15 protein-coding genes and 1 pseudogene are annotated in these 26,497 nt (G+C 69.8%); 6 read left to right on the forward strand and 10 right to left on the reverse strand.

What is annotated here, in order from left to right; all coding sequences use genetic code 11:
- Positions 1-39: 39 nt before the first annotated feature.
- Positions 40-330, reverse strand: coding sequence for a WhiB family transcriptional regulator (locus tag GFH48_RS01975; protein WP_153286561.1), 291 nt, complete (start codon positions 328-330; stop codon positions 40-42).
- Positions 331-1,249: 919 nt separating this feature from the next.
- Entirely contained in the window at positions 1,250-2,140 is an 891-nt protein-coding gene (locus tag GFH48_RS01980) for an NAD(P)H-binding protein (RefSeq protein ID WP_153286562.1), read from the reverse strand.
- A 582-nt stretch (positions 2,141-2,722) separates the two neighbouring features.
- Between GFH48_RS01980 and GFH48_RS01985 the strand changes: the two genes are divergently transcribed.
- Entirely contained in the window at positions 2,723-3,079 is a 357-nt protein-coding gene (locus GFH48_RS01985) for a hypothetical protein (protein ID WP_153286563.1), read from the forward strand.
- Between the two features lie 494 nt (positions 3,080-3,573).
- Here the strand turns inward: GFH48_RS01985 and GFH48_RS01990 are convergent, their stop codons facing one another.
- Complete coding sequence (locus GFH48_RS01990) at positions 3,574-3,804, reverse strand: hypothetical protein (protein WP_153286564.1); 231 nt, start codon at positions 3,802-3,804, stop codon at positions 3,574-3,576.
- A gap of 300 nt (positions 3,805-4,104) precedes the next feature.
- Here GFH48_RS01990 and GFH48_RS01995 point away from each other — a divergent pair, with 300 nt between their 5' ends.
- On the forward strand, positions 4,105-7,923 hold the full coding sequence (locus GFH48_RS01995) for a Kelch repeat-containing protein (RefSeq protein ID WP_153286565.1): 3,819 nt from the start codon (positions 4,105-4,107) through the stop codon (positions 7,921-7,923).
- Positions 7,924-8,228: 305 nt separating this feature from the next.
- Here GFH48_RS01995 and GFH48_RS02000 read toward each other — a convergent pair whose 3' ends face one another.
- Positions 8,229-8,621 (reverse strand): dihydrofolate reductase family protein, encoded by a 393-nt coding sequence (locus GFH48_RS02000; RefSeq protein WP_228121258.1) that lies wholly within the window; start codon positions 8,619-8,621, stop codon positions 8,229-8,231.
- On the opposite strand from GFH48_RS02000, the gene GFH48_RS38915 reads away from it, so the two are divergent.
- Positions 8,553-8,903, forward strand: a complete 351-nt coding sequence (locus tag GFH48_RS38915) for a sigma-70 family RNA polymerase sigma factor family protein (RefSeq protein WP_228121470.1) — start codon at positions 8,553-8,555, stop codon at positions 8,901-8,903. The two genes, GFH48_RS02000 and GFH48_RS38915, sit on opposite strands and share 69 nt — an antisense overlap.
- Before the next feature lie 543 nt (positions 8,904-9,446).
- On the forward strand, positions 9,447-12,803 hold the full coding sequence (locus GFH48_RS02005; RefSeq protein ID WP_228120271.1) for a lectin: 3,357 nt from the start codon (positions 9,447-9,449) through the stop codon (positions 12,801-12,803).
- 123 nt (positions 12,804-12,926) lie between these two features.
- On the opposite strand, the gene GFH48_RS02010 is transcribed toward GFH48_RS02005, so the two are convergent.
- The gene (locus GFH48_RS02010; RefSeq protein WP_153286568.1) at positions 12,927-14,000 is read right to left on the reverse strand and encodes an alkene reductase; all 1,074 of its coding nucleotides are present in this window, start codon (positions 13,998-14,000) and stop codon (positions 12,927-12,929) included.
- 133 nt (positions 14,001-14,133) lie between these two features.
- On the opposite strand from GFH48_RS02010, the gene GFH48_RS02015 reads away from it, so the two are divergent.
- Together GFH48_RS02015 and GFH48_RS38920 are read left to right on the forward strand one after the other, a co-directional pair.
- Entirely contained in the window at positions 14,134-14,511 is a 378-nt protein-coding gene (locus GFH48_RS02015; protein ID WP_153286569.1) for a MerR family transcriptional regulator, read from the forward strand.
- A 182-nt stretch (positions 14,512-14,693) separates the two neighbouring features.
- A pseudogene (locus GFH48_RS38920) lies at positions 14,694-14,879 on the forward strand (hypothetical protein); the annotation flags it as partial.
- A gap of 404 nt (positions 14,880-15,283) precedes the next feature.
- On the opposite strand, the gene GFH48_RS02020 reads toward GFH48_RS38920, so the two are convergent.
- The 5 genes from GFH48_RS02020 to GFH48_RS02040 form a co-directional block, all read right to left on the reverse strand.
- Positions 15,284-18,115 (reverse strand): fascin domain-containing protein, encoded by a 2,832-nt coding sequence (locus GFH48_RS02020; RefSeq protein ID WP_153286570.1) that lies wholly within the window; start codon positions 18,113-18,115, stop codon positions 15,284-15,286.
- A 422-nt stretch (positions 18,116-18,537) separates the two neighbouring features.
- A complete protein-coding gene (locus tag GFH48_RS02025) occupies positions 18,538-19,101 on the reverse strand; it encodes a hypothetical protein (protein WP_153286571.1) in 564 nt (187 codons plus the stop codon).
- Between the two features lie 77 nt (positions 19,102-19,178).
- Positions 19,179-22,832 (reverse strand): S8 family peptidase, encoded by a 3,654-nt coding sequence (locus GFH48_RS02030; RefSeq protein WP_153286572.1) that lies wholly within the window; start codon positions 22,830-22,832, stop codon positions 19,179-19,181.
- 156 nt (positions 22,833-22,988) lie between these two features.
- Positions 22,989-23,159 carry a hypothetical protein gene (locus tag GFH48_RS02035; RefSeq protein WP_153286573.1) on the reverse strand — a complete coding sequence of 57 codons (171 nt, stop codon included), beginning with the start codon at positions 23,157-23,159 and terminating at the stop codon, positions 22,989-22,991.
- 110 nt (positions 23,160-23,269) lie between these two features.
- Entirely contained in the window at positions 23,270-26,203 is a 2,934-nt protein-coding gene (locus GFH48_RS02040; protein WP_194280464.1) for a helix-turn-helix transcriptional regulator, read from the reverse strand.
- Positions 26,204-26,497: the final 294 nt, after the last annotated feature.

Raw genomic sequence — 26,497 nt, forward strand, 5'->3', positions numbered from 1 at the left:
CCTCGGGCCCTTGTCCAGTGTGAGCGGTACCTCTTGGTCTCAGCCGGCCCGGGACACCACACCGTCCCGGGCCGCTTCCAGTACATAGAGCCAGGAGGCGACGTCCGGTTTGCTGCGCAGCAGAACTCTGCGCTCCCGCTCCGTCATGCCACCCCACACACCGAACTCGATACGTTCGTCGAGAGCCTCGGCCAGACACTCCGTACGCACCGGACACCGCATGCAGATCGTCTTGGCCCGCTTCTGCCGCGGACTGTCCGCGAACAGGTCGTCCGCATCGGAACTGCCACAGGCCGAGTTCTCTCTCCAGTCCGTCCGCGCATTCGTCATGACTTCCCTCTCCCCCACAACCGATCAAGCTGATTACGCTGCCGCACGTTGCCATCCCGCTCATCCCGGAGGCGCACGCACCGTCCGGCCCCACACCCCACCCCTCCTCAACGCGGCACCGTTGTCCCGCGCCCCGCGTACGAGGCCCGCCTCCGCTCAGACCTCGGCCCCTTCTTCACCGTCCAGTCCGATATACGCGACGCGACCCGTTTCCTCTCAGCTCCGAGGAAGGCTGCTGTACACCGACTGACCGGGGAACCTGCGCGTGAAACCCCGAGCTTCTACTGCCCGGTCGGAAGAGACACGGCAGGATGAGGCGGGCAAGATCGGAAGAATCACTGGCGTCCAGGCTTCCGGCCGCCTGCCTCGGTCGAACCACCGGCTGCCTCGCGGCCCCAAGCCACGGGCTGTCACCGTCCACGGCGACACCATGACCACGAAGCGGGCAGCGTATGGACCCGGCGCACGCCGAGGCCCGGAATGAGCTGATGAATTGAAGGTGCCGTCACGCACCGGCGTCTCGGAACTAGCGGCGACATACCGGGTCCTGCCATTGTTTCGCAGGCCAGGCTGACCAGAACTCCCCGTGAAGGGCCGCAAGGACGAGATCGGCCCATGGCTCTGGCCGCCACCGGCGGCCGCGGTTCCCCGTAAGTCCCCGCCCGATCCGGCGCGGTTGTGGCACGAGGACCTGGAAGCTTCTGAACTGTCGCGAACTCACTCATGAGTCCCGCTGCCGCGACCCCGGCCGCGGCACCTTCGCCTAGGACGCCGCGCTGACCCCCTCCACCCGTTTCATGATCCGGCGCAGGCACAACACCCGTTGCCCGCTCCAACAACCTGGACGGCACCGGCCCCCGTGGGAGGAATCGCGGAAAGTGGTCCTCTCCGGAGCCGGATCCGGTCCGCGCGTGAGCCCTTACCGGACACCGCGCGCTGTCCGCGGCTCGGGCCACCAGGCCGCGTCCGAGATCGGCGTGGCCGGTGCGCCGGTGAATCGGGGGACGACGTCGGTGACCGTGGAGATCTCGCCCCTCTCGATCGCCTGGTACCACGAGATCCAGGTCTCGATCTGCACCCCGCTCATGCCCAGTCGCCATCGCCGCGCGAAGGCCTCTTCGAGGGTCTCCGTCTCGAAGCGGTAGGGCCGGCCGGTGGCCGCGGCGATCCGCGTGACCGCTTCGTCGAGGGTCAGGGCCTCGGGCCCGGTGATCTCCAGGATGGCACCGTCGTGCTCGCAGCGGGGGCGGTCGTCGAGGGCGACCGCCGTGATCACCTCCGTGATGTCCTCATGCGTGACGAAGGCCGCCCGGCCGGTACTCGCGGGGCCGCTCACGACGAATTCCTCGTCGGCGAGGGCAGCCGGCGTCGACGAGTACCAGCCCGCCCGCAGCACCGTATGACGGACCCCGGCCCCTGCCAGGAACTGTTCGGTCGCCCACTGGTCGCGGGCGTTGAGATAGGTGGCGACGGGCGAAGCCCCGACGAGAGACACGTACAGCACCCGGTCCACGCCGACCGACATCGCGGCCTCGACCACGGTGGCATGTTCCTCCAGTCTGCGCCCCGTGCGGTATCCGGAGACCAGGATGAGGGTCGACGCGCCTTCGAGTGCCTCGCGCATGGCCGGGGCGTCTCCGTAGGCGGCCGGCCCGCGCCGCTGGGCGCCCGGCAGTTCAGGCATACGGTCAGGGCTGCGCCCGACGAGGAGCTGGGGCACGCCATGCTCGGCGAGCCGGGCCGCGATCCGGCCGCCCAGCGCTCCGGTCACCCCCGTGACCGCCACCGTGGCGTGGTTCTCCTCAGACATGGGCATGGGTCTCCCTCCATCCGGGCCGCTGTCCATAGCGGAACCCTTGCTTCCGATGACTTGCCGAGAAGGCTATGTCCAGCGTGGCGAACAAGGCGGTGCCGCCGTGGCCGACACAGTCCTGGGTCCGCCGCTCGGACGTGCCCGGGATCATCAACAGCACCGGATCCGGGGCGGTCCGGCGCCCGGGTCTGCGGCGACCGACTGAGCCCTGCAACGGCACCTGGGCGGCGGCGCTTTCGCGAGCGGCTCAGATACCGGGCCGGCGAGCGGTTCGCGGGGGGCGGGGGAACGCGGACACCGGGGCGGACGGTCGGGACAGCGACCGAGCGCACCGCCGACACGATCGCCCGCCCGCGCTGCGGCGCAGTCACCCGTGACGCACGCCGCGTCCACTACGACGCCGACGTCACCCGCGCCGAGGAGCCGCGCGCTCCGCGGCCCGGCCGCGCCCGGAACACCATTGCCCGACACCCGCTCCCGAGTACCCGAACTGCCGTGCCACCAGGACTTCTACGCACGAAGCGAGGAACGCAGCATCAGGTTGTGCCAGGAGGATCATGACGTCGTAGGCTCCCGAACATGCACAGCACACTGACGGAGCACGCACGGTGTCTCTACGGAGACGAGCACCGACCCACTGCGGAGTGCGACCAGAAACACCGGGAGCACTACTTCGTCGAGGAGCTCACCTTCGCGGACGCGGATGAGATCCTCGCCATGCTACGTGAGCTCAGTCCGCACGTGGTGGACGGCCAGTTGCCGGTCTGGATCCGGAATCTGGCCTATCGGCTCGTGTTGTTGCAGCGGCCGGACGAGCCGGCACTGATGCGCGAGGCCGCCGAAAACCTGTGGCTTCACGGACCGGACTGGGACGACATCGCGGCAGCCCTGCAGAAACGGGCCGACGCCCTGGAAGCCGGCTTGGACACGGTCTGAGCGAGAGATGAATCGAGGCCACGGTGACAGCGCTGTGGAAGACATGGGCGCACTGACCTCGCGCACGGTCACCTCCTTCAGGCCGGCGGTGCGGAACGCGACGAGGAACCGGGCGGCGGTACCCGGACGACGTGCCGCTGATCAACTACGAGTCGGCGTTCGAGGCATCGGCCCACCGTCATCCCGAACGGCCTGGTGCACCGTACCTGCGGTTCAAGTGACCACCGTTGACGCACGATCGCCGGGCTGAACCCGTCGAGCGGGCCACCCCCGACCACCAGATGATCGTGACGCGGCCCCGTCGCACCCTGTGCGTCACCACCAGCCCGGTCGACCCAGCCCGTCGCAAAGTCAGGTGCCGGCTGTCCAGGCCCGTGACCCTCACCCACGCGATCGCCTTCGGCCGCGCCCTGCCGCCTCACTGAACACACGGCGTCCTCAAAGCCAAGCCCGGGGCCCTATTGGGGAGTTCAACCGGAAGGTGGACGACCGATCTACGGTTCGCGGTCGTCCGACTTCGGCTCGAAACGGCGAGCGTGTTCTGCGGCGCGCAGCAGCGATTGCGCGACTCGCTCGGCGTCATCGGCCGACAAGAGAATCTCCTGCGTGAACAGCACCGACAGCCGGACAGTGCCGTTCAGGGCGTTGGTCGCGACATCGACCTGCACGCCGTTGCCCGTCACGTCGTAGACCTCGAGGTCCAGATCACTCCTGAATGCGCTCATGCCCTGAGCATGCACCACGGAACATGCCGGCGTTCATCCGCGGGTACGTCGCAGGGTCTGCTCGGCGCTGGTGATCCAGTAGGTGACTTCGACGGCCCCCGACGTGCGCCGGGCCGCCACCGTGACCTCGCACGGGCACCCCTCCAGGGGCTGCGAAGCCGGTGAATGTGCCTCTACGGGCACACGGTCACCGGTGAAAATACATAGCTGCTCCGCGAACCTTTCCGCCCGCGCGGGCAACTCACTAACGTGAGCGCGGCCTCGGTCCGCGGCCGCCAACCAATTTGCAGGAGACGTGTGTTGCCCATATCCCTCAAACCAGGGTTGTCATTCCGCCGCCGCAGACGTCCGGCCGTAGGAGTCTTCCTTCTCACCACTGCCGTGCTGGCGGCGCTCGGGGCCCAGGTTCCCGCGCAGGCCGCCGACGGCGGCAAGGCCGCGAAGTCGACCGCGCGCTCGCACGACCTGCCCGGTCATGTGGCGCCGCTGTGCGGGCCCGCCAAACCCCACCAGTTCACCTGCTTCGGGCTGCTGCGGACCGACGTCGCGACGCACAAGGGACTGCGCGAGGCGGAGGACACACCCCAGGGCTTCGGGCCCACCGACCTGCGCGACGCCTACGGCCTTCCCACCAACGGCGGAGCGGGCCGGACCATCGCCATCGTCGACGCCTACGACAATCCCGACGCGGAAGCCGATCTGGCCGTCTACCGGGCGCAGTTCGGGCTACCGCCCTGCACCACCGCCAACGGCTGCTTCACCAAGACCGACCAGCGCGGCGGAACCGACCTTCCCGCGGCGGACACAGGCTGGGCCGGTGAGATCTCACTCGACCTGGACATGGTCTCCGCCGTCGCCCCCGAAGCACGGATCCTGCTGATCGAGGCCGACCGGCCGACGGTCGAGGACCTGGGGGCCGCGGTGGACCAGGCGGTCGGCATGGGCGCCGGATACGTCTCCAATTCATACGGCTCCAACTACGCGTTCTTTCCGGAGGACCCGGCCGAGACGGCGGCGGACTCGCACTACGACCACCCCGGTGTGGCGATCGTCGCCTCCTCCGGCGACACCCGGTACGGAGTCGCGTATCCCGCGGCCTCCCCACACGTCACGTCGGTCGGCGGCACCACCCTCACCCAGGACGCGGGCACGTCCCGCGGCTGGTCGGAATCCGTGTGGGACCACGACGGCAGCGGTACCGGCTCCGGCTGCTCCCTCTACGAGCCCAAACCGGCCTTCCAACGGGACACCGGGTGTCCCGGCCGCACCGTCGCGGACGTCTCCGCCGTGGCCGACCCGGCCACCGGTGTCGCCGTCTACGACACCTTCGGCCAGGCGGGCGGCTGGGGCGTGGCCGGCGGCACCAGCGCCTCCGCGCCCATCATCACCGGCGTGTACGCGAACGCCGGCACTCCCGTCGCCGGGACCTATCCCAACACCTACCCCTACGCCACAGGCGGTTCAGCGGGTCTGCACGATGTGACGACCGGGTCGAACGGGAAATGCTCCCCCTCCTACCTGTGCACCGCGGGCCCCGGCTACGACGGCCCCACCGGCCTCGGCACGCCCGCCGGGCTCGGCGCCTTCCGCATGGCGGCGCACGGCACCCTCTCGGGCATCGCCACCGACGACTCCACCGGCGCGCCCGTCGCCGCGGCCCGGGTGACCGCGGGCATCTACACCGCCACCACCGACGGCCGCGGACACTACGAACTTCCGCTCCCCGCAGGCGAGTACGACGTCACGATCGACGCGTACGGCTACGCGGCGGGCACGGCGTCAGGCGTGACGGTCGGCGACGGCGCCACCGTCCGCCGTGACTTCGGTCTGCGTAAACTCGCCACCCACCGGGTCTCCGGCACCGTCACCGACGGATCGGGACACGGCTGGCCCCTGCACGCGAGGATCACCGTGGACGGCGTGCCGGGCGCCCCGGTCTGGTCGGACGCCTACACCGGCGCGTACAGCGTGGACCTGCCCGCCGACCGCACGTACACGCTGCGGATCACCGCCGACGACACCCACTACCAGCCGCTGGTGCGCGAGGTGAAGGTCGGCGCCACCGATCAGCACGTGGGTCTGGCGCTGCCGGCCGACACCTGGGCGGGCGACGACCCCGCCTACACCCTGAAGGTGCAGGCGCTCGACACGCAGCCCTTCGATTCCGCCACCGGTCCGCCGCCCGGATGGCAGGTGGTCGACGCTCCGGGCAGCCCGTCCGGGTGGGCCTTCGACGACCCCGGCGGCCGGGGCAACAGCACCGGCGGTTCCGGCGGGTTCGCCATCGCCGACAACGATCACGCCGGATGGGACACGACTCTCGACACCCAACTGGTCAGCCCTGTCTACGACCTGCGCCGCGACGGCGACCCCGCGCTGGCCTTCAGCACCGACTACGAGGGATCCGGCGACCAGAGCGGTGACGTCGACGTCACCGCCGACGGCGGCCGGACCTGGACCACCGTATGGCACCAGGACCAGCTGTGGACCAGCGGCCGGGTGGAGATCCCGCTGACCGCCTACGCGGGCAAGACGGCCGTACGGTTCCGCTTCCACTTCACCGGCCCCGGCGTGCTCTGGGCCGTCGACGACGTGGCGCTCGACGAGCGCGTCCTGACCCCCGTCCCCGGCGGCATCCTCACCGGGACCGTCTCCGACGCCAACACCGGCCATGGCCTCATCGGCGCGAGTGTGGCCACCCGCCCGGCCACGGGGCCTGCCACGCTGAGCGCGGCCACGGCGGGTGACCCGAAGGCCGGCGACGGCCTCTACCGGCTGTTCGTCCCCGGCGGCGGCCGGCACACCGTCACCGCGGCGAAGCCCGCCTACCGCACCGCATCCCTGACGGTCCGGGTACCGAAGGACCGGACCACGCAGGGCGCGTTCGTCCTCAAGGCCGGGCGCCTGTCGGTGGATCCGGCCGGGATCGAGGCCACCACCGGCCGGCACGGCACGGTGACCCGCGAGGTCACCGTGCGCAACACCGGCACGGCGGCGGCCACCGTCCGTATCGGCGAACGCACCGGTACCGGACCGGGCGGCCCGGCACCCGGAACGGCCTGGCAAAACCTGCCCGACCTGCCCGTGCCGGTGATGGACAACGCGGTCGAGAACCACCAGGGCAAGCTGTACTCGGCTCTGGGCACCGCCGACGGCGACACCCCGACCGGCGACCTCTACATCTACGACTCTGCCGCGGGAGTCTGGAAGCAGGGCACGAGCGCGCCACGACCGCGTCAGGCCACCGCCCACGGATTTATCGGCAACCACTTTTATACCGTGGGTGGTTGGGGACCCGGCGAGGTGGTCAGCAGCACCCTCCAGGTCTACGACGCCGTCAAGGGGACCTGGTCCAAGGGGCCCGCCGTCCCCGAAGGCCACTACGGCGCGAGCGGCGTCGTACTCGACGGACGCCTCTATGTGATCGGCGGATGCACCAACACCGACTGCACGGACAGCGTCTACGTCTTCGACCCGGACACCGGCACCTGGTCGACGGCCGCCCCTTACCCGACGACGATCAGCTGGGCGTCATGTGGTGCGATCTCCGGCAAGGTGTACTGCGCCGGCGGCACCCACGACTACGTCGAGACGGGGCGCGGCTACGTCTACAGTCCGGCCTCCGACAGCTGGCAGGCCATCGCCGACATGCCCGCCGGCCTGTCCACCGCCGTCTACGCCGCCGCCGACGGCCGGCTGCTCGTCTCCGGCGGCTTCAAGCGCGTCGGGGAGAACAGAGTCCTGACCGGAGAGGGATACGCCTACGCCCCGGACACCGACACCTGGAGCCCCCTGCCCGACGCCCCCAGCCCCGTCTACCGGGGCGGCGGCGCACCGGGGATGTACCGGGTCGGCGGCAGCAGCCAGCCCCGCTTCCCCACCCCCGTGGCGAACGCGATGCTGCTGCCGGGCTACGACCAGACCGAGTCGGACGTGTCCTGGCTGTCGGAGACTCCGCACCGGCTCGTCCTGCGACCGGGCCAGAGCGCCACGGTCACCGTCACGCTCGAAGCGAACCGCGTCAGCAGGCCCGGTGTGTGGACGGCGTCGCTCACCTTCGTCCACGACACTCCGTACCCGGTGACAGCGTTGCCCGTCTCGCTGCGCGTCCGCTCCTGACGCCGACTGGCTCCGCACGTGCGGCAGGGCCCGCCCGGAGGCGAATCGCCGTCTCCGGGCGGGCCCTGCCGTGTCCGCCTCGCAAATCGGCCGGCCCGGTGTCAGGCGCCCGACCTCGGCTTTGGTTGATACGGGACCGACGGAACTGAGCGAAGGCGGCTCCGGAAGCCACTGGTTCCAGGCAGCGCAGCAGCCCGCCACGGCTGTACGGCCACGGCGAAAGACCGACGGCCAGGGCCTGCCTCCGCGGAGGCAGGCGCCCGACCGAACAAGTCTTTCCCTCAGCCGACGTTCCCGCCCGGGCCTCAGGCCTCTCGGACCATCTCGTAGGTGAGGAGGGCGAGGCCGTCACCGACGGTCCGCGAGTTGATCAGACGTCTGGGCTTCTTGTCGCCGGTCTCGCCGAGGAAGCGCTCGCCGGTCCCGAGCGCGACCGGGAAGACCATCAGCCGCAGCTCGTCGACCAGGCCGTGCTCCATCAGCAGGCGCCCGAGCTGATAGCTGCCGTAGACGACCATCTCACCGTCGCGCTCCTGCTTCAGCCGCCAAAACTCGCGCACCACCTCGCCCTTGAGCATGGTCGAGTTGCGCCACTTGGGCTCTACGAGCGCGCGGACGTCGACGCGCTGGTGGCGCTTCTGATCGACGACGATTTCATGTCGATGCCGCCGATGCCGATCGAGTACGAGGGCCGGGATGCAGTGGCCCGCTTCTGCGACCTTCTGTTCCGCTCGGGCCGGAAGATCGACCTTGTGCGAACGCGAGCAAACGGGCAACCCGCGTTCGGAATCTACACGAGCACCCCCACCGGCATCCGTCACGGGACCGGCCTCCTCGCCCTCGCCCTCGCCCTCACCCTCGCCCTCGCCCTCGCCCTCGCCCTCGCCCTCGCCCTCGCAGGCGATCGGATCTGTGCCATGACCCGCTTCGACAACAGCGTCCTCCCCTGGTTCGGACTACCGCGATCACTCCCGAGGTGAGCGAACCGACCGCCGCGCATCTCGAGGCAGCTCACGAGACGCGGTTCGCCGCCCCCGGTGTCGCCCGCAGGGGTCACCTGAGGCCTGGCTCATCGGTCACTTTGCAGAACCTTTGACGCGTCTCCCGGTGACTGCGCGTGATTCCACCTCCCCGGTGAGGCCGGTCGGATGAACCCGCTCAAGAGTCCAGGCGGCCGAAGTCGGCCAGGTGGCGCCGGTATTGGGGGCTGTTCGGCGCTTTCCAGCGGACCGATCAGCCCGCGCGATGAATGTCCCGGACGTTGCTCACCGTCAACTGCCGTACCAGAAAGTTCTGTTGATCTCGTTGACACCCCGCAGGCACGCGCGTTCACTCGTCTCTCGTGCATGGCAACGTTGTCAGGCCGTCCGCGCGACCGGCACCGTTGCCGCTCGTCGGCGTGCGCTCTTCGGCACGCCGACACCTCATGTGCGAAGTGGGAACCGCTGTGGAGGCAACAGATGGCACGACCCCGACGTTCAGCCGCTCCACGTAACCGCAAGAGATTCCGTCAACGCCTGGCCGTGGTGTCCGTCCTGGGCATCGCCATGCTTCCGCTCCCCTCGATCGGGAGCGCCCAAGCGGCGAGTGCCGCGACACCGGGCTTCGTCAAGGACCCCGCGTCCCTGGTCAACCCCCTCATCGGCACCTCCGGTGCGGTGGACACCTTCCCCGGCCCCGACATGCCTGCCGGCATGGTGCAGTGGGGTCCCGACACCACACCCGACCGGCCCTCGGGCGGCGGCTACGAGTACAACGACAGCAAGATCTCCGGCTTCAGCCTCACCCATGTCTCCGGGCCCGGCTGCGGCGTCGCCGGCGACCTGCCCGTCCTGCCGGTCACCGGAGCGCTGTCCGGCAGCCTCGGCGGCACGTCCGTGGGCTTCAGCCACGATGACGAGAAGGCCGGCATCGGCTCCTACAAAGTGACCGACGCGAACGGGGTCACCACGCAGCTGACCGACACCACCCGCGCCGGTCTGGGCGCCTTCACCTTCCCCGCGGGTCAGCAGGCCAACCTGCTCTTCAAGCTCAGCGGTGGTGCCACGCAGGTGGACGGGACCCGTGTCCAGGTGGTGAACAAGAAGGAGATCAGCGGTTCGATCGACAGTGGCCACTTCTGTGGCGCCGCCAACAGGTACTCGCTGCACTTCGACATCAAGTTCGACCAGCCGTTCACTGCGAGCGGTACCTGGGTCGGCGGCACCATCAACCCCAGCGCGACCTCGCTGAAGGCGGGCAAGGCCCAACAGGACCTGCGCGCCCACCCGTCGAAGCCGCTCAAGGAGAAGCACTTCACCGTTCCCGCCGCGCCGTCCCCGACGGTGCACGGCACCCGTGGTGGCGCGCGATCCGTCTCCCCGGCGACGAGCGCGAGCAGCGCACCCGCCAAGTCGCCCTCGGGCAAGGCCAAGTCGAGCGCCGAGCCGCCGACGACGGGTGCGAACGGGATGTACCTGACCTTCGACACCTCCACCAACCCCACCGTGCGCGCGAAGGTCGGCATCTCGTACACGAGTGACACCGGTGCGGCGGACAACCTCTCGCGCGAGATCAAGAGCTGGAGCCTCGACACCGTCGGGCAGGCCAACCACGACGCCTGGAACGCGGTGCTGAACAAGGTCCAGATCGGCGGCGGGTCCACGGACCAGCAGACGCAGTTCTACACCGCGCTTTATCACGCGCTGCTGCACCCGAACGTCTTCTCGGACGCCGACGGGCAGTACATGGGCATGGACAATCAGGTCCACAAGCTGGCCAAGGGACAACAGGCCCAGTACGCCAACTACTCGGGCTGGGACACCTACCGCTCCCAGACCCAGCTGATGGCGATGGTCGAGCCCAAGGTGACCAGCGATGTCGTCACCTCGATGCTCAACGGGTATGACCAGACGGGCCTGCTCCCCAAGTGGGCGTCGAACAACGGTGAGAGCTACGTCATGGTCGGCGACCCGGCCGCCGGCATCATCGCCGACGCGTACGCCTTCGGCGCACGGAGTTTCGACACCGACAAGGCGCTCGCCGCCCTGCAGCACGAGGGCACGAGCCCGAACAACGACCGCCCCGGCGAGTCGGTGCGGGACGCGAAGGGCTACCTCCCGCTGGACGAGAACGACTACGGCTGCTGCAACTTCTACGGGCCGGTCTCCACACAGCTGGAGTACGACTCCGCGGACTACGCTGTCGCCGCCTTCGCGAAGGCACTGGGCAAGACGTCCGTCTACACGAAGTTCGCCACCCGCGCACAGGACTGGATGAACGTCTTCAATCCCCAGACCGGGTACATGCAGGGCAAGAACAAGGACGGCCAGTTCACGGGCGGATTCACCCCGGGCACCTCCAACGGCTTCGTGGAGGGCACGTCGGCGCAGTACACCCCGATGGTCCCGTTCAACCTGCGGCAGCTCATCCAGGCGCGGGGCGGCACGCAGGCGTACTCGTCCTACCTGGACAGCCTGCTCGACAACGTTGCCCACCCCGGCGGCACCGACGCGGACCTGAGCAATGAGCCCAGCGTCGAGATCCCCTGGGAGTACGCGTACACGGGCGAGCCGTGGAAGGCCCAGGCGGCCGTCCGCGACGCCCAGCAGAAGCTGTACTTCAACGCCCCGGTCGGTTCCTTCGGCAACGACGACCTCGGCGCGATGAGTTCCTGGTACGTCTGGTCCGCACTCGGCATGTATCCCGAGACCCCGGGCGCGGACACCCTGGTGCTCGGCAGTCCGGCCTTCCCGGTGGCCAAGGTGACCCCCGGAAGCGGCAAGGCGGTACAGATCAAGGCGCCGCAGGCCGCGCCCGACGCGCCCTACGTGCAGTCGCTCGACGTCAAGGGCAAGCCGTGGAACACCTCCTGGCTGACGTACCAGCAGTTCACGGGAGCCGGCACGCTCGACTTCACGCTCGGCACCCAGCCCGACAAGTCGTGGGCGTCCGACCCGTCCGCGGCACCGCCGTCGGACACCACGGGCGGCGACCGGGTGCTGGCTGCGACCGGCCCCACCAGCGACGGCCTCGTCCTCCAGCCCGGTGCCTCCGGTGACGGGACCCTGAAGCTGACCAACCTCGGCAGCAAGGCCGTCACGGTCGACTGGAAGGCGACGGCACCTTCGGGAGTCACGCTGGACACGGCGTCCGGCTCACTGACGGTGGCCGCGTCCGGCAGCGCCGAGGCCAAGGTCCATGTGACGGCGGGCTCGAACGAGGGCACGTTCCCGGTCACCTTCGCACTGACCGACCACACCACCGGTACGGCAGTGGGCAGTGCCGCCCTCCGCGTGGCCGTTGCGAAGGCCGGCGCGCTGTGGCCCTACGACACCAATGAGGGCGTCTTCCCCGACGGGGCAACCTTCTCGGTCGGGTTCGACGGCGGCGGCTGGGCGTTCTCGCAGAACGCCCTGTCGGCGGCCGGGGTCACCAACGGCTCCGCCATCACGGCCGACGGCATCTCCTACACCTGGCCGACGGTGACGTCCGGTCAGCCGGACAATCTGGAGATGGCCGGCCAGACCATCCCCATGCCGGCCGGCACTTCAGGTGCGTCCCTCGGCCTGCTGGGCTCCGCGGCCAACGCGCCGACGGACGGCAGCGGGGTCTCGGGCACGCTGACCGTCACGTACACCGACGGCACCACGTCCCGGGCGACGGTCGGCTTCTCCGACTGGACGCTCAACGGAGGCGGCAGCAAGCCGATTCCGGGTGACACGACGGCCGTCTCGACGGCTTACCGGAACACGGCGAGCGGAGGTCGGGACAGCGTGAAGACGTACGTCTTCTCGACGAAGGTCCCCCTCGACGTGTCCAAGCAGGTGGCGTCGATCACCCTTCCGGTGACGGGTTCCACCGGCACTGTCCACCTGTTCGCCTACGGCTTCGGGCAGTGAGGCACGGCGGAAGCTGACGGCTGAGGGCTGGTTCCGGTCACCACCTCCGGAACCAGCCCTTCGGGCGCGGACGGGACGTGTCCGCGCTGCCTGTCCGCGTTGCGCACTGCGCGGGACGGGACCTCAGGCGGCGTGCTGGTACGCCGCGTACGTGAGGTAGCCGTTGTCGCCGCCCTGGAAGTACGTCGACTCATCGGCGGGAGCGATCGGCAGGCCCGTACGCAGGCGTTCCACCAGATCGGGATTGGCGATGAAGGCACGGCCGAAGCTGATGAGGTCGGCGCCGAGGCCGAGCCAGTGGTCCGCTTCGGTGCGGCCGGTCTGCTTGGGGCCCATCGGTAGCACAGGGTTCATCACCAGGGCGTTCGGCCAGGTGCGGCGCATGCCGAGCAGCGTCTCTTCGTCGGTCGTCGCCTCGAGATGGACATAGGCGAGTCCGATGCGGGACAACTCCTGCAGGAGCGCGCCGTAGAGATCGGGGACATCGGATTCCTCGACGCCCCAGAAGGGGCCGTTCGGAGACAGGCGGATTCCGGTCCGGTCGGCGCCGATGGCGTCGGCGGTCGCCGCGGCGGCCTCGACGGCGAACCGGATCCGGTTGGCCGGCGAGCCTCCGTACCGGTCGGTGCGGAGGTTGGCGTTCGACGACAGGAACTGGGAGATCAAGTAGCCGTTGGCGCCGTGCAGTTCGACACCGTCGAACCCCGCGTCGAGGGCGCGGCGTGCGGCCTCGGCGTACGACTGGACGTGCTCGGGCACCTCCGCGGTGTCCAGGGCCCGCGGCGTCGGGGCGGGCTGGGGCCCGATGGGCGTGAACACCTCGCCGACGGCGGGCACGGCCGAGGGCCCGATGGGCCGCATCCCGGTGGTGTCAGGGTGCGACACCCGCCCGCCGTGCATGATCTGGGCGAAAATCCGCCCGCCGTTGGTGTGCACCGCGTCGGTCACGGGACGCCATGAGGCCACCTGTTCGTCGGTGTGCAGTCCTGGGGTGCCCGGGTTCGACTGACCGATCAAGCTCGGCTGCACCCCCTCGGTGACGATCAGACCGGCCGAGGCACGCTGGGCGTAATAGCGTGCCATCGACGGCGTCGCCAGACCCCCTTCGGCAGCCCGTACGCGGGTCATCGGGGCCATCACCACTCGGTTGGGCATCGCCAGATCGCCGAGCCGGTATCCGGTGAAAAGCGTCGTCACGTCGTGTCTCCCTCGCGTCATGCAGGTGTTCCGTCGCTCCCGGTGACCGGGTCGCGCTCTTCGGCTACGCTAAAACCTGACATTGACGTCAGAGGCAAGGGTTGTGCTCCGGATCACAGCCGGGAGGGGTGGCATGCGCATCGGAGAGCTCGCCGCACGGTCCGGAGTCAGCGTCCGGTCCCTGCGCTACTACGAGGAACAGGACCTGCTGTTCAGCACGCGCAGCGCGAGCGGACAGCGGCACTACACGGAGGACGCGGTCGAGCGGGTGACGTTCCTTCAGCGGATGTACGCCGCGGGACTGTCCAGCCGGACCATCGCCGAACTCCTGCCCTGTGTCGACTCCCCCAGCGAGGAAGCCTCCGACGCCGCACTGGAACGCATGGCCGAGGAGCGCGACCGCCTCGACGAGCACATCGCCGAACTCGTCCGCACCCGGGAGTCCCTCGACGTCCTGATGGCCACCAACCGGGCTCATCGCAAGACCCTGAGGTCCGCCACAACGGTCTGAAGCCTTCGGCCGTCTCCGGAGGAACGTCGTACTGACCGCGACGAGCGAGGTGGGAGCCGAGTTGGGGATGGACGTCATGGCTGTCCTGGGCTTCATGTGCCCAGCGGATCCGCCTCGTCGGCCACCGCGCCCGATATCGACCTCAGCGCCACCTTCTCGTAAGTGAGGCTGGGCCCCCGCCCATGACGACACCCACTTCCCCAGCCACCCCGTCCGTCCTGCCGTCGGTGCTCGGGGTGTTCGCGCACCCCGACGACGGGAGCCTGTTGGCCGGCGGCGTGCTCGCACAGCACGCCGCAGCGGGGGCCCGCACCTCTGTCGTCACCACAATCTGGGCCCCTGACAGCCGACGGGCCACCGAACTCGCCACCTCATCTGCCCCTGCCCTCACTGCCCACCGTCTCCAGCCGGCCGTGCACCGCACCTGGCCCGTCGCGAGGGGGGATCGCGGCGGGCCAGATATATCTACGTTCCCACAGTTCTGCCCTGTACGCACCAGCTTCCCACCGTGTCGCCGAACGGCACGTTCACCGGGCGGCCCGACACCGGCAAGCCATCCGGCGTACGGCCGCAGACCGGCGACGAGTGGGGGCGCCTGTTGCCCAGGTGCGCGGGGCAGCGAGCAAGCCCTCTGAGAGTCCGTTCGATGGACACCCGGTCGACACCGGGCCGCTCCGTGAACGCGCACCTGGGCAACAGGCGCCCCCGCACTCGGCCCGGGGCGGCCTCGCCGCCCTCACCGGAGCGCGTGCGCGGCGGGCAGGCGCCGCGGTCAGCCGTTGATCAGGTCGAACTCCTCCCAGGGACCGATCGCGCTGCGGTTGGCGATCAGCGGATCGGCGCCGGCGTTCTCGGCGGTGACGTAGTCGCCGTTGACCACGGACTTGAGGCTGATACTGCCGTCGCCGTTGTGGATGAGCTGGAATTGCTCCCAGCTACCGACGGCGTCCACCTTGGCCAGCAGTGGGTCGGCGCCGGCGTTGTCAGCGGTGACGTACTTGTCGTTGGCGTGAGCGCGGAGCGCGACGGAGCCGTTGCCCTGGTCGATCAGGTCGAACTGGTCCCAGGGACCGATCGCGGTACGGTTGGCGATCAGCGGATCGGCGCCGGCGTTGTCCGCGGTGACGTAGTCGCCGTTGGCGTGCGCTTTGAAGGAGACCACGGAGCCGCCGCCGGGCGTGCCGCCGCTGCCGTCGATGCCGATCTGTACGGTGCCCAGGTGTCTGGCGGTGGTCGCCGGGGACCCGGATACCTGCGCGAAGGGCAGAGCCGTGGTGGGGGCTGCGACCTGCTCGACCAAGTAGGGCTGGCCGGAGACGACCGGCACGTTGAAGGTACCGGCGGTCGTGGAGGAGACCACCACCGCGTTGCTGGAGCCGTTGACGACCTGAACCGCTCTGCCGGGCCAGGGGTTGCGGACCTTCATGGTCCGTGATGAACCGGCCTGGATGGCCACGGTGACCGGGGTGCCGCCCTGCACCTGTACGTTCACCCTGGTGTTGCCCTGCACCGCAACGCTGCCACTGACGTCCCAGCCGGCCGGCCACGCCGGGGCGATCCGGAGGGTGCCGTCGTAGTCCTGCACGAGTGCCTCGTCGAGCGCGGTGGCCACTCCGGAGACCTGCTCGATGTACCCCTCGGTGCCGACGGTGCTGCCAAGGTCGGACAGGCCGTTGATGTACACCTGGTGGGCCTGAGTGATGGCGACCAGCCGGGAGGCGACCTCACTGGCCATACCGAGGCGGGCCGCATCGATCGCGTCCATGTTCCAGTCGTTGCCCGCACCGTAGAACACACGGTGGTTGTACGTGCGTACCCCGAGGTCGTGCGGCGCGCCAGGGTCGTCCGTGATCAGGTTGTACGGCCACACCGGCTCCAGGTCGATGTTCTCGCCGTTCCTGATCGTCGCGGTGGGCTGGTAGGACCAGGCGATGACGTCGTTGTTGGAGGAATCCGCCGACGGCGGCAGGACCTGGGTGTGGGCGTAGTCGGTGCGTGCCCATGGCGGGATCTGCCCGAGGGCGGTGGTGAGTTGAGACTGCAGGGAGGTGTCGGTGTTCAGCAGTTTCGCGGCGCTGACCACGGCGGGGAACAGCGCGGCATCGGCGGCCAGGTCGGTTGTCGGGTCCTGCACCGCCCACTGTGTCTCGTGCGCGTTCGCCACCGCGTGCAGCTTTCCGTCGGATCCCACCTTCTGGTAGGCCAGCAGGAAGGTCGCCGACTCCCGCATCAGCGGATAGTACGTGCGCAGGAAGTTCAAGTCGTCGGTGTCTTGGTACTGCTGCCACACGTAGAGGCCGATCTCCGCGCCCGAGGTGACATCGAGGGCGTTCCAATTGGGGCTGCCGGGCCGGCTGCAGGCCGCGTTGGCACCGGGCGACGGGTCGCCGCCGTTGCCGTTGAACCGCATGACCTCCGGGACGCAGGCCCCCGCGAGACCGCCCATCTGCTGCTTCGTCCAGGCCTCGATGGCCGGCAGGTTGTTCTGGTAGAGATTGAAGATCGGGATGTTGAGGGCGAAGTTGCCACTGCTCATGTTCGCCGAGATCTGCGTGCGCAGATTCCACAGCCATGTCGCCGACGGCGTCCAGTTCTGGTGGTCCTGGCCGAAGTTGAACATGTCGGCGACCCCGGCCTGGCTGCCGGGGATGGCGCCTCGCATGGACGCGGCCTCCATGAACAGGTAGATCGTGCGCAGCGACTCCATGTACTGGGCCTGGCCGTCAGGGGAGTTCGCCTCCAGCATTCCGCTGTTGGCCCAGTAGTTCGCCCACCAGGACTGCTGGGTGGACAGCAGGGAGGATTCGGCGGCGCCGGTGTCCGAGCCGAGCAGCGCGGAGGCGGTGCTGCCCGCGTTGCCGCCGGTCCACGTGGGTGCGCCCGCGATCACCCGGAAGGATCCGTCGGCGTTGGGTGTGAAGTTCACCTTCACCTGCGTGCTGTTGACGACCTGCGCCGCGACGCCCCGGCCGCCCGCGCTCAGTGCGGCCAGTGATCCGAAGGTCCGCCCGGAGCTGCCGGCTTCCTGATTGTCCGCCCACGTCTCGGCCAGCGTGCCGATCGCCCCCGAGGCCGCCGCCTGTGGGCTGCGCCCGGACCACAGGCTGACCGTGGCGGACTGTGCGGCGTTGGGATCGGCGCCGGTGACGTCCACCACCAGTTCGTCCTTCGTGGCCGACACCCACGCCTTGAGCGTCATACCGCCGCCGGACTCGTTCAGCACCCCGGTGTACAGGTCCAGGTAGCCCTTGAAATCCGCGGCACCGGTCAGTTTCGAGAGGCCGGGAATGGTCACCTGCCCGGGCGACTTGCGGCCCGGCAGTGTGTCGGAGCGGTTGAGCTGCGCGGTGAATCCGTTCGCGGCCCACACCGCGGTGCCGAGCGAGCCGTTCCCCAGGGGCAGCGACTGGGCACCGGCCGGGTTCGGCTTGCCGAGCACGATGTCGGAGCGGCGGACCACGTTCGGTGTGTCGACGTGGAAACCGCCGTTCTGCCAGGCGGTCGTCGCGGTGGCGGCCGCGGCCGAGGCCGGCCGCGCGGCCGTGGGGACGAGGAGTCCGGCCGTGAGGAACGCTGCCGCTACCCCAGCTAATGATCGGATCATTCTCACAGGCCGAGATCTGTGGTGCCGTTGCAGCATGATCGCTCCTAATGCGCGCGATACGCCACGCATGCGGGTAAGTGAGCGGGAAGATGCACGAGCAGGCGCAGCACACAGTGGCCGCTCAGGCGAGAGCATGTCAAGGGAACTACCTCAAATACATCCGATGTGTGTGCTGAACGATCGAGCCTGAGAGAAGGGGTGGCCGACACGACGCGGCGCCGGCGATCCCGCACGCGCGCAACGGGTGCCACGGGCCGTTGAAGGTCTTCTTCAGGACGTCGCGGTCCTGTTCGTCGCGCGGTCCGATGCCTTGCGGTACGGACCGCGCGCCCATCGGACCCCGCGTGCGTCCGGGCCGGGACACGCGGACGGGGCGAGACCCGGTCTCGCCCCGTCCTGTCAGGCATGTCCGGCGGGTGCCGTCAGCGCAGCGTGTACGCCGTGGGAATGGTCTGCCTGACGGTGTTGCCCTGGCTGTCGGTCGCGCTGATTCTCAGTCCGATGCCCTTGGCGGCCTGGTCCCGCCGCGGGTTCCGGACCGTCGTGGTGAAGGTGTTCTTCCCGGTCGTTCTCGTGGTGGCCCGGTGCCAGGTGCTGCCCCCGTCGAAGGTGGTCTCCGCCTTCAGGGAGGTCACCTTGGGCAGGGCGGTGAGGCGTGGCTGGTAGTAGCCGACGACGGTGATGTCGTGGTCCTCCCCCGCCTTGACGGTGTTGTCCAGGGCCAGGCCGAAGTCGTACCGCAGGAAGATCAGCGGTTCCGGGCGGCAGGCCGCCTTGTTGCTGCCGGTCACGTCACCCATGCACGGGCTCAGTTCGGGGGCGTCGTCCTTGGTCGCTTCGGCCGAGGTGTACTCCCAGACCGTCTTGACGTCGTCGGTCTTCGCCTCGAACGTGTACCGGGCCGACTTCGCCGGCAGGTCGTAGGAGATGAGGTCACCACCGTTGCAGCCGGCCAGGGCCAGCATCACCGCGGATGCGAGCACCATGACGAGTCCTCTGCGGCGCCGTGCCGAAGGCATCCCGGTGTTCATCGTGTTGGTCTCCTTAGCGGGTCCGAGTGCCGTCACTGGGTGAGGTAGCTCTGGTCGGGGAGATGCTCCGTGCGACGCTCGATCTCGTGACCGGACGCGTTCAGCAGGTCGAAGTCGCAGGTGTAGTCGAGGTTCGGCAAGGTGGACGACGGAGTGGGCCCGCACGCCGGGATGTCCGTGAAGTCGTGCGTGATCATTTCGTCGTCGACGATGCCGATCAGGGCCTGGCGGCCGCCGCCGCTGTCCGTCAGGTAGATGGTGGGGTAGAAGGTGTCGCCCTGTCGGCAGCCCGCGCACGGTCCGGCCCCGACCGAGAAGCCGGACTTGGTCCGCACCTGGGGAACGGCCCCCGGCACGGAGGGTCCCGCGTTCCAGTGGATGTCGTCCTTGCCGCCGAGGACCAGGTCGTTCGCCTCGGAGCGGTTGTGCGTCAGGAAGGAGTCCGCTCCCCGTTCGGCCCAGGACGCGGTGAACCGGCTGATCGCGTCGCTCTGCCGCTTGACGAAGGTGGTGAGGGTCTGCTGGGTGGCGAGTCGCGGCAGAGTGACCTGCGACGCGACGGGGGTGGTCCGGAGGAACTGCATCCAGGCCAACTGGTGGACGTCGCCGGGCCGTGCCGCGTGGAAGTGCAGGTCGACCCGGTCGAGTTCGTCCTTCGCGACCCGGTAGGTGTCCGGCTTGATCTGTCCCTCGTCGTGGTACCTGGCGGCGTACACCCTCGGCACGGCACTGCCGCCGAGAGTGACCTCGACAGGCGACCGGTCGGATTTGATCCGCTTGATCAGGCTCTCGGCCTGGGCATAGGGCACCGTCACGATGGGCAGGGGCCCGTAGGACTGGATGGCCGGACAGCTCTTCGGCCCGTCCGCGCACTGGTCGAGATCCGTGGGACGGCCCAGCGAGGTGAGATCCGGTGCCGCGACCAGTACACCGACGGCACCGGCGCCGGCGGCGGCCGCCACCCGCTCGTCGCGGAGCCTTGGGAAGTCGCAGGACGCCTGACAGATGTCGGTCGGTGTCAGGAGTACGAGCTTGCCCTTGACGTCGACGTTCGCGAGGTCGGCGGCGGAACCGGTGCCCGCGTCGACCACCGGCAGATGTCCCTTGACCGGCAGCCGGGGAACCGGGATCGAGGCTTCGCGGAAGCTTGGATCACCGTCGTCGTTCAGCCACATCTGCGTCTCGCTCAGTGTGGCGTCCGGGGTCCCGTAGCGGGCGGACAGGCTGGTGGGGACCCCGCGGCCGACAGTCCGCATGCTGACCACGGGAGTCGTCCGCGAGCTGTAGAGGTCGTGGGTGAAGGTGCCGGTACTCACCTTGCCCGTGGGCAGCACCCACCAGTTCGCCTCCCTCGCGTTGTAGCCGAGCGAGACCACCGTGCCCGCTGTCCATTGCCCGGTCGCCGAGACCCGGTTGACGGAATCGGCCACCATGTAGGTTTCGGTGGATTCCGGATACTGCACGCTCAGCCGTTTGGCCTTGCGCAGGTCGAGCGTGACTGTCGTGGCCTTGGTGAGGCCGATCTCCGGTGCCATCGGCTGCGCCTGCTGCCACTCGCCGGCCGCGTCGCGCCAGGTGACCGGTATCTGCGCCGCGTAGGTTCCGCGGAAGAGCTGTTCGGTCACGGTGCCTGCGCCGGTTTCCAAGGTCGGGCCCGCGTGCAGGTGTACCTGATCGTCGACCGGCGTGAACGTGGCGGTGCCGTAGTGCACGTCGGTGGCACCGGCCGGGAGGACGACGTTCACGGTCAACGGGAACTTCTGGGCTTCGAGGAAGGTGTGGATGCCCGAACTCAGCTGTATCGCGCCGGAATCGTCCCGCGCGTTGAGCAGCCCGTTGTAGCCGCCGTAGGCGCCGTCGGTCCCGAGCACGCTGCCGTCGAGTGTCACCGCCACCTCGGCGGATCCGCCTGCGGGAACGACGACCTTGTCCCTGTCGAGGGTGAACATGCCTGCCGCGGCGGGCCGGCCGTCGGCGAAGGAGACCGGCGTCGCGAGGTGCAGCGTGACCGGCTCGTCGCCGTGGTTGGTGTAGGTGATCTTCTTCGTCACCGGCGCGTGCGGGTGGGCCAGCCGGCCGAAGTTCAGATTCCCCTTCGGGACGACCCGCGGGTTGGTCGCGGCCGCGAGGTCAACCCGGCCGGCGCCCTGGGCGTACAGGTCGTGCCCGAGGTCGGCCGAGGTGTCCATCAGCAGGGTCTTGATCTGCCGGCCGGTCAGCTCCGGATGTTGCTGGGCGACGATGGCCGCGGCGCCTGCCACATGGGGCGTCGCCATCGAGGTGCCGCTGGCCGTGGTGTAGTACTGATCCACCGGCGTGCCCATGGTCGTGCCGGCGGCGCGTGCCGCGACGATGTCGACGCCGGGCGCCGCGATGTCGGGCTTGGCGGCGCCGTCCCCGATACGGGGCCCGCGGTTGGAGAAGGACGCCATAGCGTCGCTCTTGTCGACGGCCGCCACGGTCAGGGCGTCGTCGGCGGAGCCCGGGGCGACGACCTTCTGGGCGATGAAACCGGAGTTCCCGGCCGCGACCACGAACAGGGTTCCGGTGGCACGGCTGAGCTCGTTGAGCGCCTGGCTCATCGGGTCCGTGCCATCCGTGGGGTCACCGCCCAGGCTCAGGTTGACGATCTTGGCCCCCGAGTGGGCCGCCCAGTCCATGGCCGCGATGATCCCGTCGTCGGGGCACTGCCCCGCGTCGTCGCAGACCTTGCCCACCAGCAGCTTCGCGCCGGGTGCCACTCCCTTGCGCAGCCCTTTGGACGCGGCTCCGCTGCCCAGGACCGTGGACGCCACGTGGGTACCGTGACCGTGCCCGTCCTTGGCGCCCGTGGCACTGCCGGTGAAGTCGACCTGTCCGACGATGCTCGCGGACACGTCCGGGTGGGTGGCGTCGATACCGGTGTCCAGGACCGCCACGGTCACGCCGCTGCCGTCGTAGCCGCGTTCCCAGGCGACAGGCGCGCCGATCTGCGGTACGGACTGTTCGAGGTCGACGTGGGCCAGGCCGTTGAGCCAGACCTTCTTGACTCCGGCCAGGGAACCGGTCGAGCGGGCGGTGGCCGGCGTGGAAGCCGTCTTGCCCCGGACGTCGTGCCACCACCGTCCGCCGTCGGCGATGTTCATCGAGCGGCCGTTGATGCTCGGAAGGTTCCGGCCGCCGGACGCGCCGGCCACCTTGCGTGTCCTGTCGACCGTGTCGGTGTAGGTGACGAGCACCGGCACCGTGTCGCCCTTGCCCGCCGCGACGAGCGTCACCAGCTGGCTCAGGTCGAAGAGACTCCAGTCCAGCAGCCCCTTGGCGACCAGCGCGAGTGCGTCGTCCGGCACGACGTACGCCTTGCCCTGGCGGGTGAGGGTGTGGAACACGACGGGCAGTCCGTCGGCCCGTGGCGCGCTCTCGGTGTCGCGGACGACCGGCTTGCCGTCCTTGTCGACACCGACGTGCAGCTTGTCGCCGGTGATCAGCGTGACCGGGACGGACCCACCGGACCCGGCGACGGTCCGCGCCAGGTCGTCGGTGACCGCTTTCGGGCTCTTCGTCTGTGGGACGGCGGATGCCGGCGACTTCCGGACCGGCTCGGTGGCGTGGGCCGTCGTCGTCGACACGAGCATGCCGAAGACGGTCAGACCGACGGTCACCGCGCCCCAGCGTCTACCGATGCGCGTTCGTGCGCTGGACTTCATCTATGAGTCTCCTGTGAGAGGGATGACGGGGAAACAGGGGAAGGGTTTGGCGTGCGGATCCTCGGTGCGTCAGTGAGCGGGCTCGTCGTGTGTACGAGGACGCCGTCCCCGCCGGCGGAGTGGGTCGAGCGGCGCCTGGCACCCCGGGTTTCCGCGCTAGAGCGGTTCGTACTCGGCGACGTCGTCGGCGCCGGCCTCACCGCTGCGAACAGTGGCGGCGCCCGCCGGGCCGGGCGGGGGTCCGACCGGCACCGGTTCGTCCTGAGGACGGGGTTCCGGGTCGGGCGGGTCCTCTTCGGACGCGGGTGTCGGCTCAGCGGGCAGCATGGCGACGAGTGTGCGTTCCGACCGGCTCCTGGCACGATCGGTCAGATGCGGGATTTAATCCCGCCCCCCGGTCCCCGACTTTTCTTCGTCCTTCTCACAGCGGGCGGAATTCACTCGTCGTACAAGGTCCGTTGGGGCTGCCCGACGACGAGACCCGACTCGACGACCCTGACCGCGAGTGCCGTGCGCGAGGTCACGTCCAGCTTGCGCATCGCCGACTTCACCTGGCTGGCGATCGTCTGCACCGACACCACGAGAGTGTCGGCGATCTGCCGGTTGGTGAGCCCTTCGACCAGCAGCCGGGCCACCTCCAGCTCGCGCGGCGAGAGCCTGTTGCCGTAACCGGGACGCCCGCGGCCGCGCGTCACCGCGAGGACGTCCCCTCCCCGTCCGGCGAGAAACAGGCTGATCCGCCCGGCGTCGTTGCGGGCACCGAGTTCCGTCAGGGCCTGCGCCACACTCGACAGCAGAGGCAGCCCGGCCTCGTCCCGGCCTTGCGCCAGCAGACAGCGGGCGGAGCGCTCACGGGCGAGCAGCGCGTCGTACGGGCGCGGCAGCGCCTCCCACGCACCGGCCGCGCGGACGAACAAGGCGGCGGCATCCGTGAGACGGCCGTCGACTTCCGCCAGGATCGCGCGGCAGAGGATCAGGGACGCCTGTGGCGCAGGTGCGTCCCTGTCGCCCAAGGCCCCTTCGAGAGCGTTCACCACGTCGGTGGCAGGTCCGATGCGGCCGGCGGCGACCAGGGCCGCGGTGCGCGCCGGGGCGAACTCGACGGCACGGGACCACAGTCCGCCGCCGACGACCGTCCCGGCGAGCTGGTCCGTCAGACGCAGTGCCTCCTCGACGTCGCCGTCGCCCAGGCACAACTGGGCCAGCGCGGCCGCGGCCTCGATGCGCTGCTGGTCGTCGTCGCCCGCGAAACGCAGCCTCTCCTTCGCCGCCTCCCGGTCTCCCGAGGCGGCCTGGAGCAACCCCGCCACGAGGGATGCCTCGCACCGGTCCTTGAGCCGTACCCCACCGTCGTCGTCCACCAGACGCGCCGTCCGCTCCGCGAGTCCCGACCAGGCGCCGGTGAACCAGTCGAGGTGTGCCCGGGAGGAGGCGATGCTGTCGAGGTAGTCAAGGAGTTGATGGCGCTCGGCGAGGGTCCGGGCCTTGGCCAGTCGTGTCCGGGCCTCGTCGTAACGTCCCCAACGCGTCGCCTCCTCACCGACGTTCGTATGCCCTATCGCGACGATGGACGCCTCCTGCGGATCCAGAACGTCGTCCGGGATCTCGAGAGCCGCCGCCCATCCGGCCTCCTCGCCCAGCATGAGCAGCGCGAACGCACGCTCCACGGACAGGCGCAGCCGGTCCAGGGAAGCCACGGGCTGCGTCAGCGGCGGCGCCTCCTGGAGCCATCTCAGGTGCTCCGAGACCGGACGCGCGTTCCCCAGAGGCAGAGCCAGCAGAACACGGGCGCGCGCCGTCTCCGCCGACCCCGGCGACAGATGGGGCAACGCCGTGAGGATCTCGCGGCGGCCCGCCTCGATCTCGCCCGCCACCATGAGGACCCGGCCGACCTGGAAGCGGACCAACGCCCGCTCCAGGGGCGTGAGGGCCTGACCGGCGAGAGCCGAACGCAGCGCCTCGGTGATCGCCGAGTAGGGGTCGGAACCGGACAGCGCCTGGAACTGGATCTTCGTCACCAGACCTACGAGTACCCCGGCCGGGAGCGGGACGGTGGCGACCAGGCTGTGCAGCAGCAGCGCCGAGGTGGCCACGTCCCCGGACTGGACACACAGGTCGGCCGCCGCCTCGGTGTACCGGCACGCGGCCTCGACGTCACCGGCCAGCCGGAAGTGCCGTGCCAACTGCGCCACGGGGGCCAGCGGCCACCGCTCCAACACCCGGCCCGCCCGCAGGTGCGTGGCCCGTCGCTCCCCGGCCGGGATGGCGTCGTACACGGCGTCGCAGGCCAGCGAATGCCGGAACGACCACTGTCCAGCCCTGTCCTCACGCAGCAGGCCGTTGCCGAGCGCCTCGGCCGCCTGCGCCGCGAAGCGCTCTTCCGACAGACCGGTGACCGCGCGCAGGGTCGCGAAGTCGACCGGACCGGAGAGCACGGCGGCCGCGTAGAGGACGGTGCGGGTGTCTGGGTGGAGCCGTTGGACGCGTTCGAGCATGGCGTCGCGGATCGTGGGCGGAACCTCGATGCGCTCCAGCCGCCGCCGCGCCCAGCCGCCGTCCCGACGGATCAGATCGGCCCGGTCGTGCATCAACCGCACGGATTCCTCCACCGCCAGCGGTACGCCCTCGGTGCGTGCGTGCAGAAATCCAGCGAACTCCTTCGACACGTAGCCGCCGCCCAGCATCGACGAGACGAAGGAGACGGTCTCGGCGACATCCAGCGGTCCCGGCGTCAACCTGACCAGGTGGGCGTCGGACGGGAGCCGGGAGGCCAGCCGCAACAGCAGGGACGCCGAAGGCACTTCGTCCCGCCGGAAGGTGAGCACCAAGCTCACCGGTTGCGGTCGGCGGGAGACGAGGAACAGCAGGAACTCGAGGGTCGCCTCGTCGGCCCAGTGGACGTCTTCCAGTGCGAGAAGGGCCACGTCGAGCCGGCCGAGGACCTCGGCGAACGCACGGAACAGCCGGTGCCGGGCAGAGGTGGCGTCCTCCAGCGCCTCCGGCGCCGGAGGCAACTCGTCGGCCCACTCGGGGAACAGAGGCCGCAGGGCCCCGCCCAGACCGCTCAGTCGCAGCCCGGCAACGTTGTCAACGCCGTCGCGCACCGCGTCCACCACCGCGCCGAGCGTGTACGGCACCCGCAATTCCAGGCAGGCACCGACCAGGGCGCGCCGCCCCCGCTCCGCCTCGGACGCCAGGAACTCCCGCAGCAGACGGGTCTTGCCGATGCCCGCCTCACCGTCGACCAGAACGACCACGGGGGTACGTTCGAGCGCCGACCGGAGCGTATTCAGCTCACCGTCCCGGCCGACGAACCGTGGCGCGGACAGCGCCGGGAGCCGACCGTCATTCTTACGGGCCTCTCCAACCACCGCCAAGTCCCCCCAGCCGACCGCGAGTACGCCGGCACCGACCTTATCCCCGGGAGATCATTCTGGGGGCGGCACGTCAACTTTCGCTCCGCGACGCCGACAAGGCCGTAAACCTGCGAACCTTGCTCCACGACCGCGCCCTTGGCAGAACACACCGGGAGAGAGCGGTTGCGATCCCGCGGACCGTGTCACCGACGATCCGCCGACCTCCTGCCGGCGCCCCGGCGGCAGCGGCCCGCCGTCGCCCTCGGACGGATGGAAGCCGCGCCGGTTCGCGAAGCCGGTATCCGTACT

The sequence above is a fragment of the Streptomyces fagopyri genome (assembly GCF_009498275.1).
Lineage (GTDB): Bacteria > Actinomycetota > Actinomycetes > Streptomycetales > Streptomycetaceae > Streptomyces > Streptomyces fagopyri.